14 protein-coding genes and 1 pseudogene are annotated in these 15,744 nt (G+C 67.5%); 9 read left to right on the top strand and 6 right to left on the bottom strand.

The window, feature by feature from the left end; translation table 11 throughout:
• Positions 1-11: 11 nt before the first annotated feature.
• Both JZ791_RS22990 and JZ791_RS22985 read right to left on the bottom strand, forming a co-directional pair.
• Positions 12-872 carry an HpcH/HpaI aldolase family protein gene (locus tag JZ791_RS22990; protein WP_216897268.1) on the bottom strand — a complete coding sequence of 287 codons (861 nt, stop codon included), beginning with the start codon at positions 870-872 and terminating at the stop codon, positions 12-14.
• Positions 850-1,443, bottom strand: coding sequence for an SRPBCC family protein (locus tag JZ791_RS22985; RefSeq protein WP_216897267.1), 594 nt, complete (start codon positions 1,441-1,443; stop codon positions 850-852). Before JZ791_RS22985 ends, JZ791_RS22990 begins: the two co-directional genes overlap by 23 nt.
• 345 nt (positions 1,444-1,788) lie before the next feature.
• On the opposite strand from JZ791_RS22985, the pseudogene JZ791_RS22980 reads away from it, so the two are divergent.
• Positions 1,789-2,103 (top strand): annotated as a pseudogene (locus JZ791_RS22980) (CocE/NonD family hydrolase); the annotation flags it as partial.
• A 611-nt stretch (positions 2,104-2,714) separates the two neighbouring features.
• On the opposite strand, the gene JZ791_RS22975 reads toward JZ791_RS22980, so the two are convergent.
• A complete protein-coding gene (locus JZ791_RS22975; protein WP_216897265.1) occupies positions 2,715-3,905 on the bottom strand; it encodes an FAD-dependent oxidoreductase in 1,191 nt (396 codons plus the stop codon).
• Positions 3,906-3,953: 48 nt separating this feature from the next.
• Between JZ791_RS22975 and JZ791_RS22970 the strand changes: the two genes are divergently transcribed.
• The 4 genes from JZ791_RS22970 (at position 3,954) to JZ791_RS22955 (ending at position 7,498) form a co-directional block, all read left to right on the top strand.
• The gene (locus JZ791_RS22970; protein ID WP_216897264.1) at positions 3,954-4,766 is read left to right on the top strand and encodes an IclR family transcriptional regulator; all 813 of its coding nucleotides are present in this window, start codon (positions 3,954-3,956) and stop codon (positions 4,764-4,766) included.
• A gap of 119 nt (positions 4,767-4,885) precedes the next feature.
• Positions 4,886-5,947, top strand: a complete 1,062-nt coding sequence (locus tag JZ791_RS22965; protein ID WP_216897263.1) for a cupin domain-containing protein — start codon at positions 4,886-4,888, stop codon at positions 5,945-5,947.
• 4 nt (positions 5,948-5,951) lie between these two features.
• A complete protein-coding gene (locus JZ791_RS22960; RefSeq protein ID WP_216897262.1) occupies positions 5,952-6,779 on the top strand; it encodes a fumarylacetoacetate hydrolase family protein in 828 nt (275 codons plus the stop codon).
• Entirely contained in the window at positions 6,776-7,498 is a 723-nt protein-coding gene (locus JZ791_RS22955; protein WP_216897261.1) for a maleylpyruvate isomerase family mycothiol-dependent enzyme, read from the top strand. Before JZ791_RS22960 ends, JZ791_RS22955 begins: the two co-directional genes overlap by 4 nt.
• 230 nt (positions 7,499-7,728) lie before the next feature.
• Here the strand turns inward: JZ791_RS22955 and JZ791_RS22950 are convergent, their stop codons facing one another.
• On the bottom strand, positions 7,729-9,309 hold the full coding sequence (locus JZ791_RS22950) for an MFS transporter (protein WP_308163046.1): 1,581 nt from the start codon (positions 9,307-9,309) through the stop codon (positions 7,729-7,731).
• 103 nt (positions 9,310-9,412) lie between these two features.
• On the opposite strand from JZ791_RS22950, the gene JZ791_RS22945 reads away from it, so the two are divergent.
• Positions 9,413-10,075, top strand: coding sequence for a TetR/AcrR family transcriptional regulator (locus tag JZ791_RS22945; RefSeq protein ID WP_216897260.1), 663 nt, complete (start codon positions 9,413-9,415; stop codon positions 10,073-10,075).
• Positions 10,076-10,567: 492 nt separating this feature from the next.
• Here the strand turns inward: JZ791_RS22945 and JZ791_RS22940 are convergent, their stop codons facing one another.
• On the bottom strand, positions 10,568-11,575 hold the full coding sequence (locus JZ791_RS22940; RefSeq protein ID WP_216897259.1) for a LysR family transcriptional regulator: 1,008 nt from the start codon (positions 11,573-11,575) through the stop codon (positions 10,568-10,570).
• Positions 11,576-11,818: 243 nt separating this feature from the next.
• On the opposite strand from JZ791_RS22940, the gene JZ791_RS22935 reads away from it, so the two are divergent.
• The 3 genes from JZ791_RS22935 to JZ791_RS22925 all read left to right on the top strand — a co-directional run bounded on the left by JZ791_RS22935 (position 11,819) and on the right by JZ791_RS22925 (position 14,766).
• Entirely contained in the window at positions 11,819-13,057 is a 1,239-nt protein-coding gene (locus tag JZ791_RS22935; protein WP_216897258.1) for an MFS transporter, read from the top strand.
• Positions 13,058-13,254: 197 nt separating this feature from the next.
• Entirely contained in the window at positions 13,255-14,394 is a 1,140-nt protein-coding gene (locus JZ791_RS22930) for a 3-ketosteroid-9-alpha-monooxygenase, oxygenase component (RefSeq protein ID WP_216897257.1), read from the top strand.
• An 87-nt stretch (positions 14,395-14,481) separates the two neighbouring features.
• Positions 14,482-14,766, top strand: coding sequence for a hypothetical protein (locus tag JZ791_RS22925; protein WP_216897256.1), 285 nt, complete (start codon positions 14,482-14,484; stop codon positions 14,764-14,766).
• An 8-nt stretch (positions 14,767-14,774) separates the two neighbouring features.
• Here JZ791_RS22925 and JZ791_RS22920 read toward each other — a convergent pair.
• A partial coding sequence (locus JZ791_RS22920) for an FAD-dependent monooxygenase (RefSeq protein WP_216897255.1) occupies positions 14,775-15,744 on the bottom strand: 970 nt, incomplete at its 5' end.

Genomic DNA, 15,744 nt, shown 5'->3' with positions numbered 1-15,744 from the left:
TGAGGGAGGAATCAGGCCCGGCCGGTGAGCCCGCGGCCTTTCTCCAGGCCCGGAAAGGTCCGCACGGGTGCGGTCATCAGGAACCGATAGCCGTCGGCGAGCACCTGCTCGACATTGGCGGCCGTGACATGGGGATGTCCGACGGGTACCCCGCGCGCCGTGCAGATTTCGATGACCCGGCGTTTGCTCTCGACCATTTTCGGATGCTCGAATTGGCGAGGCACGCCCAGTTCCTGGCTCATATCGCCCTCGCCGACGATGACGAGACCGATTCCGGGCACCTGGTCGAGAATGTCCGGCAGGTTCTGTATCGCGAGCTGACTCTCGATCATGATGGCGACGAGGATTTCCCCGTCCGGGTCCAGCGGCCAGACGTCGGCCTTGGCGTAGTAATCCGCGGCCGAGACGCCCCAGTAGCGAGCGGCCGCGGCGGGGCTGTCGCCGCGCACGCCGGCGGGCTCGAATCGGTCGCGCTCGGGCAGCCGGGGGTAGCGGCAGGCCGCCACCGCGTTACGCGCCTCCTCGACCCGGACGATATGCGGCCACACGACTCCGAAGGCGCCCAGATCCAGAGCCTGCTTGGCATGCCACTGCGATTTCTCGCCGCCGTTGGCCGGGATCCGGACCAGCGGGGTGATCGCGGGCGCCAGGGTGTCCGCCTCGAAGATCTGCCGCCGGTTCAACAGATATTGCAGGCTGTCCCGCAGCGCCGCGATATCCCACGGCTTGTGCTCCATCTCGAATATCAGTCCGTCGTAGCCGGCGGTGCTGAATTCGAGGGCCGTCGCGGGATCGGCCGTGACGAAGGAGGCGAAGACGTGCTGCCCCGCCTCGAGCGCCCCGATCACTCTATTGAGTCGTGCGGCTGACACCTGCGACCTCCTTGTGCGCTGGGTTCTTCTGTTCTTTGCGCAGGATCCGCAGCCACCAGGACCGCACGCGGTCCATCAGGCTCGGTCGCGCCGAAATCACCGCCACGGCGATCTCCGCGTCGCCGGTGCAGCGCTGGACCAGTTGCGCCGCGAAATCCTGCGTCATCTTCGAAATCACAACGCCCGCACCGGATTCGATCAACGAGGCGAGTTTGCCGGAGAGGTTCACCTCGGCCTTCACGATCACCCGCGAACCGCCGGCCGGTGCGTCCTCGACTACGCGGAAAGTGGCGTCGGCGCTGAAGCGCGTGGCTCCCTGCCCGTCGCGCCCGCGTGCGGTGAGGTGGCCCTCCTGTTCGGCTTCGGCCAGCTCCAGCGTCACCTTCGCGGCGAACTTCACCCGTATGGCGCCGAACTTGACGCCCACGAACCCGTCGAAGGATCCGTCCTCATGAGCCTGCCCGAGCTCGGCGCCATGGATGCAGGATACGACCTGTTCGGGGTCGGAGATCACCTCCCACACGCGCTCGGGGGGACTTGGTACGGGAATCTCTTCGCTGATGGTTATCACCGCTGCACACCTCACTTACCTCTCGGGCCGACTCATCCGATGCCCTCGACTACCCTCGCAGATTGTCTAACAATCGATGGCTAGAAGCTAGCACGGCCCCGGGTGTGACCACAACGTCCACCTGGTAGTTCCGCATCATGTTCACAGAACAGTCTCAGGAATTCATCGCGAAACTCAATCTTGTATGACAATCCATATGTGAGGCGCGGCATAGAGGAATCTGGACGACCTGCGGCGGAACACCGCGTCGGGCAGCTCCCGTCAGCACACCGGAACGGCTATTTCGCCCGGCGCGGACAGCCACGGATCCGACGTGACACTCCCCGGGTCCGGGGGCGACCATCCGAACTCGACGACCGCACCACCGAGGGCAACCCCTACCATCCGCACACCCGGTCCGTGCCCGTGGAGCCGGGCAAGATCGAGGAGTACGTGCTGCGCCTGTACCCGTTCGCCGCGACCTTCCAGCCCGGCCACCGCCTGATGGCGGAACTGTCGAACGACGAGCCGCTGGCCGACGACCACAACGCCCTGCTCCCACCGGACGCCTTCCACCTCCCGGTAGGCCGCCCGGTCACCCACAAGATCTACCGCGACGCCACCCACCCCTCCCGGCTCGTTCTCCCGTTCACGACGCGTACCGCGGTCGAGAACGCGTAGCACCGAAAGATCACCGGACCGCCGCGGACGCTCGGGCGGATCGCGGCGCAGTGCGAGCGAACGCTGCGATCCGCTCAGCGTGTCCCGCTGCCTCGTCGCGGTAGATGCCGTGACCCGCGCCTTCGTCAACGACCGAGGTCGCCTGCGGAATCGGATCCGCAGGCGACCGGTCACCTCGACGGGTTGCTCTGGTCGACGGTCCCGTGGTCCGGCTCGCCGACGAGGTCGGAACCTGGCCCTCGATCGTGCCGCGAACAGAGCAGGCGTCACCGCAGCGCGACCGAGAGCATCTGATCCTGTTCTGGCATAACGGGATTCAGGAAGTGCCATGACCGGCACCGGAGAACCGGCCTCCCGCTGCATTTTCCTGCCGCGAAACTCCGGTTTCCGACGATCACAGCCGAAGAATGCAGCGGGAGGCCGGTTCTCACGCCCCGGAGCGCGCGGCACCACCCCCGAACCGATCGGTCGGGAGAACGGATCCCGATCTGGTGCTGTTCACCGTCATGGGCATGCTCGGCCCCCGCTCGACGTCACCCTCGTCGAATTGACGATCGAGATGTTCTTCCCTGCCGACCCGGCAACCGATCGCGTATTACACAAATTAGCCGTCAGGATCCGGCGCAGGAGTAGCCCCAGAGCCAGTCGGTGTACTTCCAGCTTTCGGTGTCGCGGACGCGGAACAGTTCGTTGCGGGCCAGGCGGGCGGTGCCGTCGAGATGCCACAGTTCGCCCCACATTCGGCCGGTGGTGATCACGCGGTTGCAGCGGGGGGCGCGTTCGGCGTTGACCTGCTTCAAGATCTGCGACCAGTCCGGTATGCCGCCGGACGCACCGGCCCGCGCGTAGCCGGCCAGGCAGGTGGCGTCCTCCAACGCCATCACGGCGCCGGAGGCGAGATATTGCAGCGGCGGGTGCGCGGCGTCGCCCAGCAGGATCATCCGGCCGTCGATCCAGTTCTCGACGGGTTCGCGGTCGTACATCGGCCACCACCGGTCGCGCCACAGGTGCCGCACGCCCTCGCGCACCCGCTCGTGACAGTGCGCGAACGCCGCGTCCAGCTCCTCCGGGTGACCCCAATCCTGCTCTCCGGCACGATAACCCGGCGACTCGAAGACCGCCACCTGATTCAGCATCGTGCCGCCGCGCAACGGATACTGGATGAAATGACAACGCGGCCCGATATATCCGACCACATCGTGCAGGTCGACGTCGAGGCCGACCTCGTCACGGGGGAAGGCGCCCCGGTAGGCGACGTATCCGGAGGCGACCGGGTCGTCGGGGCTCACCTTCGCGCGCAGTCGCGACTTGAGCCCGTCCATGGCCACCGCCACATCGGCCTCGCAGGTGGCGCCGTCGTCGGTGGTGACGATCGCCCGCGGACCGTCGGTGACGATGTCGACAACGGTACGGCCGGTGAACAATTCGACGCCCGCCTGCCGAGCCGCGCCGACGAGTGCGGCGTGCAGGTCGCTGCGGTGGGTGACGAAGTACGGGCCGCCGTAATGCTCGCGGAAGCGCGGACCGAGGTCGACGGTGGTCAGTGTCTCGGCGGTGATCGCGTCGCGGAATACGAGATTGTCCGGCTGCACGCCGCTGGCCAGCACCTCGTCGAGCAGGCCCCAGGACTCGAGGATGCGCGAGCCGTGCGGGCCGATCTGCAATCCCGCGCCCACCTCGCCGAATTCGGGGGCGCGCTCGAACAGCGTGACCCTCGCTCCGGCGCGGGCGAGGGCCAGGGCGGTGGCCGCACCGCCGATGCCGCCGCCCGCGATGACCACATGTGTGCTGAGTTCGGACATACCACCAGCGTGGTTCCGATCGGGCACATGGAACAATCGAGTTCTGTCATGCGGAAAAAATCTCAGAAGACGATCGAGCGCCCCGCGTACGCCCTGGAATCGGTCGACAACGCATTGCGGCTGCTCCAACTGCTGCGCGACGAGGGTGAACTGCGCCTGACCGACGCCGCGGCCGCGCTGGGCACCGCACCGTCGACCGCGCACCGGCTGCTGGCCATGCTCGTGTATCGCGGCTTCGCGATGCACGACGAGAACCGCCGTTATCACCCGGGGCCCGCGCTGGGCGCCGGGCCCGCACAGCGCGGCTGGACGCGTGAACTGGGCGAACGCTGTCGCCCGCACCTGGAGGCCCTGACCGCGCTCACCGGCGAGACGACCAATCTGGTGATCCGCGTCGGCGCCCAGTGCAGATTCCTGCTGTCGGCCGAGGCGTCGAACATGCTGCGGGTGGGCGATCGGCAGGGCCAGGTACTGCCCGCCGAATCCACCGCCGGCGGTCGGGTACTGCTGGCCGAACTGCCCCGCCGCGTCCTCGAACAGCTCTACCTGCGCCCCGCCGAACAGGACGCGGCCGAACCGGCCCCGTTCGACCGGCGGATGGCCGCAGCGGACTTCGATCGGTTCGCACACGAACTCGAGGGCGTGCGATCCGCCGGATTCGGGGTGAACCTGGAGCAGACCGAGGCGGGCGTCGCCGCCTTCGGCATGGCGATCCGCAATGGTCACGGCGTTGCCATCGCCGCGGTCACGGTCGCCGTGCCGGCCACCCGTTATCGACAGCATCTGCGCGGCCCGCTGCTGACCCACCTGCGCGACGCCGTCCGCGGCATCGAGGTGGACGCCGCGGCGATCGAGCCCTGAGCCGATTTCCATATACAAGAAAACTCTGCACGACCGCGGGCCGGCACTCCTAGCGTCGAATCAGGTGGCGAGCACCTCGACCCGCCGCTGTCAGCACCGACCGAGGAGACGCGAGCATCATGACGTCCACCGACACGGACCCCGCCCTGAAGCTGCTGTACCGCGACTTCGCGGCCGAACATCTGAACCCGCTGTGGACCCAGCGCGGCGACCTCATGCCGATGACACCCAGCCCCAAGGCCGTGCCGTTCGTCTGGAAGTGGTCGACGCTGTACCCGCTGGCCCAGCGTGCGGGCGAACTGGTGCCGGTCGGCCGCGGCGGCGAGCGCCGCGCGATCGCCCTGGCCAATCCGGGTCTCGGCGGCGTACCGTACGCTTCCCCCACCCTGTGGGCGGCCATCCAATACCTGGGCCCGCGTGAGACGGCGCCCGAACATCGCCACTCGCAGAACGCCTTTCGTTTCGTCGTCGAGGGCGAGGGCGTGTGGACGGTGGTGAACGGCGACCCGGTGGCGATGCGACGCGGCGATTTCCTGCTCACCCCGGGATGGCACTTCCACGGCCATCACAACGAGACCGACCATCCGATGGCCTGGATCGACGGTCTGGACATCCCGTTCGCGCACTACGCCGACACGGGTTTCTTCGAGTTCGGCGCCGACGGCGTCACCGACGACTCGATGCCGGATGTCTCACGCTCCGAACGACTCTGGGCCCATCCCGGCCTGCGCCCGCTCGTCGGCGCGTCCGCCACGATCAGTTCGCCGATCGCGTGCTACCGCTGGGCGCACACCGATGCGGCGCTGCGCGAGCAACTCGCGCTGGAGGACGAAGGATATTCCGCCACAACCGAACCCGGGCACGCGGCGATCCGCTACACCAATCCCACCACCGGCGGCGATGTCATGCCGACCATCCGCGCGGAGTTCCACCGGCTGCGCCCCGGCACGCGCACCGCGACACGGCGGGACGTCGGTTCGAGCGTCTTCCAGGTCTTCGACGGCGCGGCGACCTACCACCTCGGCGACCGATCGCACACCGTCGAGACCGGCGATCTGATCGTGGCGCCTTCGTGGGTGCCGTGGTCGGTCGAAACCGATTCGGGCGTAGATCTTTTCGCGTTCTCCGACGCGCCGATCATGGAGCGCCTGCACCTCGACCGCACCCACGAAGGAGCCTGACCGCATGCGCCTTGCCACGCTGCGTCTGGACGGCGGCACCGCCGCCGTCCGTATCGACACCGACAGCACCGCGACCGTCATCGACGGCTACGCCGACTTGTCCTCGCTGCTGGCCTCGCCGGACTGGCAAACTGTCGCCGAGCACGCCGCCGGCCGGGCAGTGGACCTGGCGAGCGCCGATTACGCGCCGGTCGTGCCGCGTCCCGGAAAAATCGTCTGCGTCGGCCTCAATTACGCGAGCCACATCAAGGAGATGGGCCGCGATCTGCCCGAATACCCGACACTGTTCACGAAATTCGCCGATGCGCTCACCGGCCCCTACGACGATGTGACCGTACCCGCCTACGCCGCCGCGCAATTGGACTGGGAGGCCGAACTCGCCGTGGTGATCGGCGCCGCGGCGTATCAGGTCACCGAGGCCGACGCAGCAGGCTATATCGCCGGATATTCGGTGATCAACGACTACACCATGCGCGACTACCAATACCGCACGATGCAGTGGGACCAGGGCAAGAACTTCGAGAAGACCAGCGGCTTCGGCCCGTTCCTGACCACCGGGTACACCCTCGGTTCCCGCATCGAAGCGCGACTGGATAATGAGCTGATGCAATCGGCTACCACCGACGACCTGGTGTTCACCCCGGCCGCACTCGTCGGCTACATCTCGCACATCCTCACGCTGCACCCCGGTGACGTCATCATCACCGGCACCACCGGCGGCGTCGGGCACGCGCGCAAGCCACCGCGCTACATCGGTGACGGCCAGACCGTGGAGGTCAGCATCGACGGGCTGGGGACCGTGCGCAACAAGACCCTGATCGCCGCGTCATGACTCGATTCGCTGAACTTCCGCTCGCACAACGCCTATCGATCGTTCGGAGCGGAACCGCCTACCTTGCGCAGCGGCTCGACGGCATCGCCGACGACGACTTTCGCGAGCCCAGCGCGCTACCGGACTGGACCCGCGCACATCTCATCGCCCATCTCGGCTACAACGCCACCGCGCTGGGCCGACTGCTGGACTGGGCCGAAACCGGTGTCGAGACGCCGATGTACTCTTCCGCCGAGGGGCGGGCGACCGAAATCGCCGAGGGTGCGACGCTGGAGCCCGAGACGCTACGCCATGAGTTCCGGCGTACAGCGCGCATATTCGACGAGCGATTGAGCGCTGCAACGGAATCCGTATGGAGTGCGCAGGTGCGCACCGCCCAGGGCAGGCTCGTGCGGGCCGACGAAGTCCTGTGGATGCGTTCGCGCGAGGTGTGGATCCATGCGGTGGATCTCGCCGACGGCGCTCGCTTCGAGGACTTTCCCGACACCGTGCTGGATTCGCTGCTCACCGATATCACCGACGTGTGGCATCGACGCGGTGACGGCGCGGGCGTACTGCTGGCCGCCGATGGGCGTGCGGCGATCCCGGTTCAGCCCGAAACTGCTGTCACCACAACCGTTTCCGGCCCGCTGGCGACCGTCGTACGCTGGGCGGCCGGTCGCGGGGCAGGCGACATTCACATCGACGGCCCGCAGACCAGCCCACCGCTGTGGCTTTGAAAGCCGCCCTGCCGATGTGCCCCGGTACCGCAACGCCCTCGCCATCTTTCGTCATCCTGGCATGCTGATCCGGAAATAGGTGCCACCTGGACGGGTGGTGCGGGTGAGACATTTCCAGCCGTCAACAGGCTCGCGCAGCGGGACGCAGGCTTTTGGCCGGATCCAACTGCGCCGATATATGTGGATTCCGGCCGAAAGCGTGCCCGAATGACGGGAGTAACATCGCAGGTCTAGTCGACCGTCTCGGTAACCCGGGAGCGACCTCGCCGACCGATTCGCGCGAGGAGACGGTTCGGGCGCCTCGGACCCGGGGCGGCCAGGGCCAGCACCGCGCTACAGGCCATGATCACTCCGAGAATCAGCGCAGCCTCGTGAATGCCGTGAACGAAAGCGACGCGGGCGAATTCGGCGACCGGGCGTGCGGCCGGACCGGCGCGATCGGTCACTGCCAAGGCCGCGGCCAGCGAGTCGTGCACCGGTTGACGAGCCGGTTCGGGCAACCGCGACAGGACGGGCTGGACGCGATCGCGGTATCCGGCGGCCAGCAGGCTTCCGGCGATGGCGATGCCGATCGCCGCACCGACCTCCCGGGCGGCGTCGTTGACCGCCGATGCGACGCCGTGCTTTTCGGCGGGAGTGCTGGAGATGATGGCCGAGGTGGCCGGGGCCATGCACAGGCCGAGACCGATGCTGGCGACCATGAGCGGCCCCAACACACCGAGGTAGCTGGTGTGCACACCGATTCTGGTCAGCAGGAACAGCCCACACGATACGGCCGCCAGGCCCGTCACCGTCATCACGCGCAGCCCCAGTCGCTGCGTCAGCGCCGAGGAGACCACCGACAGGAGTACCAGCGGTATCGCCATCGGCGCCATGGCCACCGAGGAACGCAGCGGCGAATAACCGAGAATGAGCTGCAGATACTGCACCAGCAACAGGAATACTCCGAAGTTGACCAGGAACTGGAGCCCGACCGAGACCGCGCCGCACGAGAACTCCCGGCTCGCGAAGAGCCGGATGGGCAGCAGTGGATGGGCGCTGCGCGACTCGATGAGGATGAAACCCGCTCCGGCGAGCAACGCGCCGAGCACCAGGATCAGTGTCAGCGGTGACGACCAGCCGCGCTGGGGCGCCTCGGTGACACCGACGACCAGCAGACTCACGGTCAGCGCCGAACCGATCGCGCCCGGGATGTCCACACGCGGACGATCGGATTCGCGTGACTCCGGCACCAGCAGCGCCACAACTACCAGGACGACGCCGGCAGCCGTCATACCGGCGAAGATCGCCGACCACGACCACACTCGCAGTATCAGGCCGGACCCGAGCAGCCCGACCACGGCCCCGGAACCGGCGACCCCCGCCCAGATACCGACCGCGAAACCCCAGCGCTCGACCGGAAAGACCGGCGTCAACAGCGACAACGTCGAGGGCATCACCAGCGCCGCACCGATTCCGGACACCACCCGCCCCGCGATCAGCCAGGCCGGATCGTGCACGATCAGCGGAACCGCGGTCCCCAGGCAGAAGATGACCAGGCCCACGATCAACGCCTTGCGCCGCCCGTAACGGTCGCCGAGCGCGCCCCCGGCCAGCACCAGCGCGGCCAGCGCGAGCGTATAGCCGTTGACCACCCAGGTCAGTTGCTGCTGCGTGGCGCCGATGGACGTGGCGAGCTGCGGCAGTGCCGTATACAGGGCCGCCATCGATGCGACCACCAGCGCCACCGCCAGACACGAGACCACCAGCGTCCAGCGCTGCCGGGTGGCGGGCAGCGACGCGGATGTGGTTCGGATTCCGATGTCGACCACCGTATCTCCTACTTTCGCTACCGTTGGTATCGTTACGCTACTCCCGGTAGCGTAACGGAGGCGGAATTATCCGCGAGAAGTCCGGGTCGGCAAGATGAGTGGTATGGCTCACCCGCGACCCACGGATCCGGAAACGCTCGACCCACGGCGTGCGCGCTCGCGCGACCGGTTGCTGGACGCCGTCACCGAACTGCTGGCCACCGGCGGGGTCGAAGCGGTCACCGTCGAGGCGGTGACGCGGCGTTCGGGTGTCGCGCGCACGACCCTCTACCGCAATTTCGGCAGTAGTACGGAGTTGCTCTCCGCGGCGTTCGAGCGGATGATTCCGCCCGTCGAGCCGGCGCCGCAGACCGGATCGCTGCGAGAGCGGCTGATCGCGTTGGTGATTCGGCAGGCCGCGGTCATCGAGCAGGCGCCGATGCAGTGGGCGATATTCGCGTGGCTGGGCCTGAACCCCACGGCCCCGCCGGACGCGTATTCCGATGTCGTCCCGCCGGCCGTACAGTCGCTGCGCGCCCGTGCCGTCGAGCGCTATCGCGAGCCCTTCGACCAATTCTTCGACAGCCCCGAGGCCAGTGCCCAACTCCACGTCCCGGACCGGATATTCGCCGGCGCGCAGTTGCTCGGCCCCGTCATGATCCTGCGGCTGATCGGATCACGCACTCTCACCCGGACCGACTGCGAAAAGATCGTGGACGACTTCCTGGCCACCCACGCGGCGACGGACAGTTCACAACCCATTCAAGCCGAGACCGTCGACCCCTGACCCACCCGATGTCACACTTGTGCCCATGCCTGGAGTGAGGGGATATCCCGGACGCGGCACCTCGCCCGTCTGGTCGTACGGGAGACGCGCTCCCAGCGGGAGCGGCTCGCGGCTCGGCCGCCGAGCAACCCTGCCACAGCGCGTCATGCGCCCCTACGGCACAGCGCCATACGCTTCCTTTCGCCGCCCGAAAGCTCCACGCCTCTACGCGACGAACATTCCGCTCCCCGGGCTGGGATTCGGCCCACTGCTGATGGCAGCGGGTTTCGTAGCCGTGATCTTCCTCGTGGTGGTCGTCGGCCTGGTCCTGCACCAACACGACGCCCCGCCCACCTCCCCACCCGCATACCCGATCCTCACAGCGAAGCCGTCCCCACCTCCCCTCACCACACCGTGCTTCCCGTTCCAATCGAGCTGTCCCTCCTGATTACTCGCTCCGATCGCCTTCTCGGTCTACGAAGCGACAGAAATTCGCTCCAGCGGACGGTGAGGTCAAGTCCCTGGCATCGCGACGAACATCGAGCGGTCCGCGTCCGGGAGCCAGCAGTCCCGGGCGATATCGCTGTTGTAGTTCTCCTGCGTATAGGCGATCAGGTGGGGCAGGGCCGGGTGGATGTTCGCGGTCGCCCACAGCAGGGCGTGCGGATAGGCCGGCGTCGGGTCGACTATCGGAAGCCTGCGAATGTGCGGGTGCCAGGGCGCGCGGATGCCGTCTCCGCAGCATGTGACCAGGGTGTCGGACGCGACGACACGGTCGAACGCGGCCTCGAGCCCGTAGGGGCGGCGGTGGGTGATGCGGTCGTCCTCACGTTCGGGCAGGCCGCCGGGGGTACGGCCGGTGAGGACCGTGATGCCACTGAACTCGCTCCACTCCCGGTAGAAATCGGCCCACTCCGATGGCACCGACGCGCCCGGCACCCACATGGGATACGGCACGATCTGCTCCGGCGTGACCGCCTGCCGAGCGGCCAGGGGATGGTCCTTACCGACCAGCAGGTGCAGCGGTTCCACATAGGCTGGGGTACGGGCGATCTCCGACGACAGGGCGCGCGGACCGCCGGTCGGTCGCGCGAAGGCGGCATCGGCGCGCGCGTCTATTATGGCGTCGCGACAACTGCGGAACGCCGTGGTCGGCACGATGTCGATATCGGCCTCCGGGTGCCGGTCGAGATAGTAGCGCATGGATTGCCAGGTGGCATGCCGTTCGCCCATGATCGCCACACGCAGCGGTCGCGGTTCCGGGCGCGCGGCGGCCACCATGTCGTCGGCCGCCGACAGCAGTGAGCGAGCGCGCGGAAGCACTCGCATCCCCGCTGCTGTCACCGCGATACCCGTGGGCACACGGTCGAACAGGCGCACCCCGAGTTGACTCTCCAGCTTCGCGATTCGCTTGGACACCCCCTGCTGGGTGATGCCCAGCACATCCGCGGCATGACCGAACTGCCCCTCTTCCACCGCGGCCATGAACGCCCGCACGGCCGCCAGGTCCAGATCCGACACTTCACCTCCGCTCGATCCCGTGACGATGCGAAGCCTAACGAGTGGGTCCGACATCCCCCGCGCACAACCATGCCGGCCGTATCCCTCGACGTACACCCGACCATCCGGGCGCACGACCACCTGGAACACAACTGTGAGTTGTGAATCCGCATCGGTCGGCTGTTTGCTTCACCGCCCGGGGTCGGATTGGATCGCACCGCACACCACCCCGGTGTGCGAGGACGGGCGAGGGGATGCACGGGTATGGCGTCGCGGCGATCATTGGGCCGGGAATTCGATTGGCTCTGGCGGGCCTACATGGTGAGCGCGTACGGATCAGGTTTCGGGCTGGGGGCATTTCCGCTGATAGCGGTCATTATTCTGCACGCTGGGCCGACCGCGGTGGCGGCGTTGTCCTCGGCGGGTGCGGCGGTGGGTGCGGTGCTGGCGGTGCCGCTGGGGCCGTGGATCGACGGCCGTCGCAAACGTCCGGTGATGATGTCGATGGATATCGTGCGGTTCGGCGCGCTGCTGACCATTCCGATCGCCTATGCGCTGGGTTTACTGACATTTGCCCAACTGTTGGTGGTGGCTATTCTGACCGCCGCGGCCAAGATCGCGTTCAACGCGGCCAGCGGGGCATTTCTGAAAACGATTGTGCGGCAAGAGGATCTGCTCATCGCGAACGGCAAGTTCGAGGCGACCATGTGGACCTCGGTGGTGGTCGGCCCGCCGCTGGGCGGTGCGGCGATCGGCATCCTCGGCCCGGTCACGACGGTGACCGCCGATGGGATGAGCTATCTGCTGTCGGCGCTGAACCTGTTCGCGATCCGCACGCCCGAAACCCGTCCGGCGAGCGCGCGACCGGGACTGCGCGCGACGGATCTGCTCGACGGCTGGCGGCACATCCTGGCGCATCCGGCGCTACGGCGGCTGCTGTCCAACTCGATCCTGGTCAACGGTCTGATCATGGCCGGTGAACCGCTGATCGCCATCCTCATGCTCGGGCATCTGGGATTCCGGCCGTGGCAGTACGGCCTGGCCTTCGGTCTGCCCTGCGTCGGCGGGCTGATCGGAGCGCGCTCGGCCCCGCGGCTGGTCGAACGGTTCGGGCGCGACCGGGTGCTGCTGGTCTCGGGCGTGGTGCGCACGTTCTGGATCCTGGGACTGGCGTTCGTGCGGCCGGGCGTGGCGGGCCTGGCGATCGTCCTGGTCGCCCAGTTCGGCCTGGTCACCTGCTGCGGCATCTACGGGCCGGTACTGTCCACGTTCCGGCTGGAGCAGACACCCACCGAACGCGTGGCGCGGATGCTGTCGTCGTGGTCGGTGTCCACCAGCCTCGGCATCGCCACCCTGACTCTGCTGTGCGGCGTACTCGCCGACTTCATCGGTCCCCGCGCCGTACTTGCGGTGGCCGGGGTCGCCGTCCTCGGCACGTCCCTGCTGCTGCCCCGTCAGTTGAGCGCCACTCCCGCACCCGATCTCGAGCCCAGCCGGGACTGAGCGCGCCCAAGCGAACCGAGCGTCTGCTCAGCGCTGCGGTGCTCGAAGTTTCGGTCACCGACGCGGCCTGTCCGCTGAGTGAGCTTGCCCACTCGGACCCGTATTTCCCGGTGTTATAACCGATTTGATGCGGATCAGGCCCAGCTCACGGGCCGCGATAAGCGTACTTCCGCATGCTCGCTCCGAGGAGGGTGGATATGACAGCCGTGCACGACGAGGTTCGCCAGATCGAGGCCGAAGCGGCGCCAACCAGGTTCGCGCGCGGATGGCACTGCCTCGGGTTGGTCCGGGACTACTCCGACGGCGAACCGCATTCGATCCAGGCGTTCGGCACCAAGCTCGTGGTGTTCCGCGGCGCCGACGGCTCGCTCAACGTCCTGGACGCGTTCTGCCGCCACATGGGCGGAGACCTGTCCGACGGCGAGCTCAAGGGCAACGAGATCGCGTGCCCGTTCCACGACTGGCGCTGGGGCGGCGACGGACGGTGCAAGCAGATCCCGTACGGCCGCCGCGTGCCGCCGCTGGCCCGCACCCGGGCGTGGACCACCCTCGAACAGGACGGGATGCTGTTCATCTGGAACGATCCCGAGGGCAAGCAGCCGCCGCAGGACATCACCGTCCCCCGCATCGAGGGCGCGGGCACCGAGCAGTGGACCGACTGGCACTGGTACACCACCGTGGTCGACACCAACTGCCGCGAAATCATCGACAACGTCGTGGATATGGCGCACTTCTTCTACATCCACGGGTCGCTGCCGACCTACTTCAAGAACGTCTTCGAGGGCCACGTCGCCACCCAGTACTTCGACGGCGGCTCGCGCGCGGACATGCCCGAGCCCGAGGGCAGTGCGAAGATGACCGGCAGCACCTCGATCGCCTCGTACTACGGCCCCTCGTTCATGATCGACGATCTGACGTACCACTACGAGGACGGCAGTGACTACAAGACGATACTGATCAACTGCCACTACCCGATCGACGCGAATTCCTTCGTGCTGATGTACGGGATCATGGTGCAGAAATCCGAGAAGCTGCCCGGCGATGTCGCGATGGCCACCGCGATCGCGCTCGGCGACTGGGTCAAGGTCGGCTTCGAACAGGATGTCGCGATCTGGAAACGCAAGGCGCGCATCGACAATCCGCTGCTATGCGAGGAGGACGGACCGGTATATCAGCTGCGCCGCTGGTATCAGCAGTTCTATGTGGACGCGGCCGACGTGCGGCCGGAGATGGTGGACCGCTTCGAATTCGAGATCGACACCACCCGTCCGCTGGAAGCCTGGAACAAGCAGGTGCAGGCGAATATCGCCGCCCGGCAGGCACAGCCGGTCTCCTGACCGATACGACCGGGCCGGGGGGCGGATACCGTTGCCCCGCGCCCGTTTCGGCATTCCCCGCGGCCCGAGCCGCAGTACGATCACCGCATGCGATGCGGGATGTGCGGCTCCGAGCGGCTCGGGCCGCGGGGCAGGCTGCTGTTCAGTGAGGGCGATCTGTGGCTGCGTTTCTCTCTCCGGAGCGGTCGCCGCAACCGCTCGGATTTCAAGGTCGAATTCGGCCGCGCCTGCCGCGACTGCGGCGCACTGACAATGGTTCTCGACGACGACGTCCGCGCCCGATTCGACCAACTGGCCGATGAACTTCCGGCCGAATCCGGCCCGGGCCCCGTCTTCGTGAGATCACCCAGCGGCCGCATGCCCGACAGCTGAGGGCTGGTTCAGTCGCGCCCCGGCGCGGTGGTCAGCATCCAGTGGCTGAATGCGGCGTACTGCTCGGCGAATTCGTCTGCGTCGGCGGCATTCTCGACCTTCCGGGACAGCTCGCGCACCTCATCGAAGCGCTCCATGCGCGGGCGCTGGTAGCCGGTCAGCGCCCCGGACAGCTCGCCCGTCCGCTCGAGGTTGTCGCACAGCACGCCGACGTCCTCGATGCCGAGCGTGCCACCGGCCGCGATGTGCGGTGAAAGTCCGTGCGCCGCATCGCCGATCAGTGCCACGCGCTCGCTCGTCCAGCGCGGCAGGGCCGGGACGATCATGATCGCGTTCTCCAGGATGGCCTCCTGCGGGGTGGCCTCGATCATCGTCAGCAGCTCGTCGTGCCAGCCCGCCTCGGCCAGTTTGTGCGCCCGCTGCCAGGCCCGCTCGCGAGGAGTCCCGGTGAGCTCGCCCGCATCGAACTGGTTGATCATCCACATCGTCCGATCCCCCGACAGCCGAGAGTATCCGCCGCGCGTGCGGTCTCGGCCGATGGTCAGCACCGTGCCCTCGGTGCGTTCGTCACCGGCGGGAACCACCGCCCGCCAGGCGTAATGCCCGGCGTGCACAGCGGCATCGCTGCCGGGCAGCAGTTGTGCCCGCACCTTCGAGTACACCCCGTCCGCACCGATCAGCAGATCGGCCTCGATCGCGCGGCCCGACTCCAGCCGCACACTCACCCCGCTGTCGGACTCCTCATATCCGATCACCCGCGATCCGAGTCGAATATTCTGCTGCCCAATGGTATTCGCGAGGATGGTGTTGAGTTCCGGTCGCGGCACGAGCAGGAATCGGTGTTCGTAGTCCCCGTATCCCGCCGCCCGCACCGGACGGCCCGCCGCATCGAAGAACCACGTGTCGATCTCGTGCCCGATCCCCCGCACCCGCGCCCCGGCGCCGATCCGGTCGAATACGCGAAGCGCGTTCTCCCAC

Source organism: Nocardia alni (genome assembly GCF_019038435.1).
GTDB classification, from domain to species: domain Bacteria; phylum Actinomycetota; class Actinomycetes; order Mycobacteriales; family Mycobacteriaceae; genus Nocardia; species Nocardia alni.
The sequence above is the reverse complement of the archived record's forward strand: the minus strand, read 5'-3'. Positions and strand labels throughout refer to the sequence as shown.

What these genes read in the sequence shown, in the direction of transcription:
- JZ791_RS22930 (WP_216897257.1), top strand. Translation starts at nt 13,255, where the DNA reads ATGACAGCCGTGCACGACGAGGTTCGCCAGATCGAGGCCGAAGCGGCG.
- JZ791_RS22975 (WP_216897265.1), bottom strand. Translation starts at nt 3,905, where the DNA reads ATGTCCGAACTCAGCACACATGTGGTCATCGCGGGCGGCGGCATCGGC.
- JZ791_RS22970 (WP_216897264.1), top strand. Translation starts at nt 3,954, where the DNA reads ATGCGGAAAAAATCTCAGAAGACGATCGAGCGCCCCGCGTACGCCCTG.
- JZ791_RS22945 (WP_216897260.1), top strand. Translation starts at nt 9,413, where the DNA reads ATGGCTCACCCGCGACCCACGGATCCGGAAACGCTCGACCCACGGCGT.
- JZ791_RS22965 (WP_216897263.1), top strand. Translation starts at nt 4,886, where the DNA reads ATGACGTCCACCGACACGGACCCCGCCCTGAAGCTGCTGTACCGCGAC.
- JZ791_RS22960 (WP_216897262.1), top strand. Translation starts at nt 5,952, where the DNA reads ATGCGCCTTGCCACGCTGCGTCTGGACGGCGGCACCGCCGCCGTCCGT.
- JZ791_RS22955 (WP_216897261.1), top strand. Translation starts at nt 6,776, where the DNA reads ATGACTCGATTCGCTGAACTTCCGCTCGCACAACGCCTATCGATCGTT.
- JZ791_RS22925 (WP_216897256.1), top strand. Translation starts at nt 14,482, where the DNA reads ATGCGATGCGGGATGTGCGGCTCCGAGCGGCTCGGGCCGCGGGGCAGG.
- JZ791_RS22935 (WP_216897258.1), top strand. Translation starts at nt 11,819, where the DNA reads ATGGCGTCGCGGCGATCATTGGGCCGGGAATTCGATTGGCTCTGGCGG.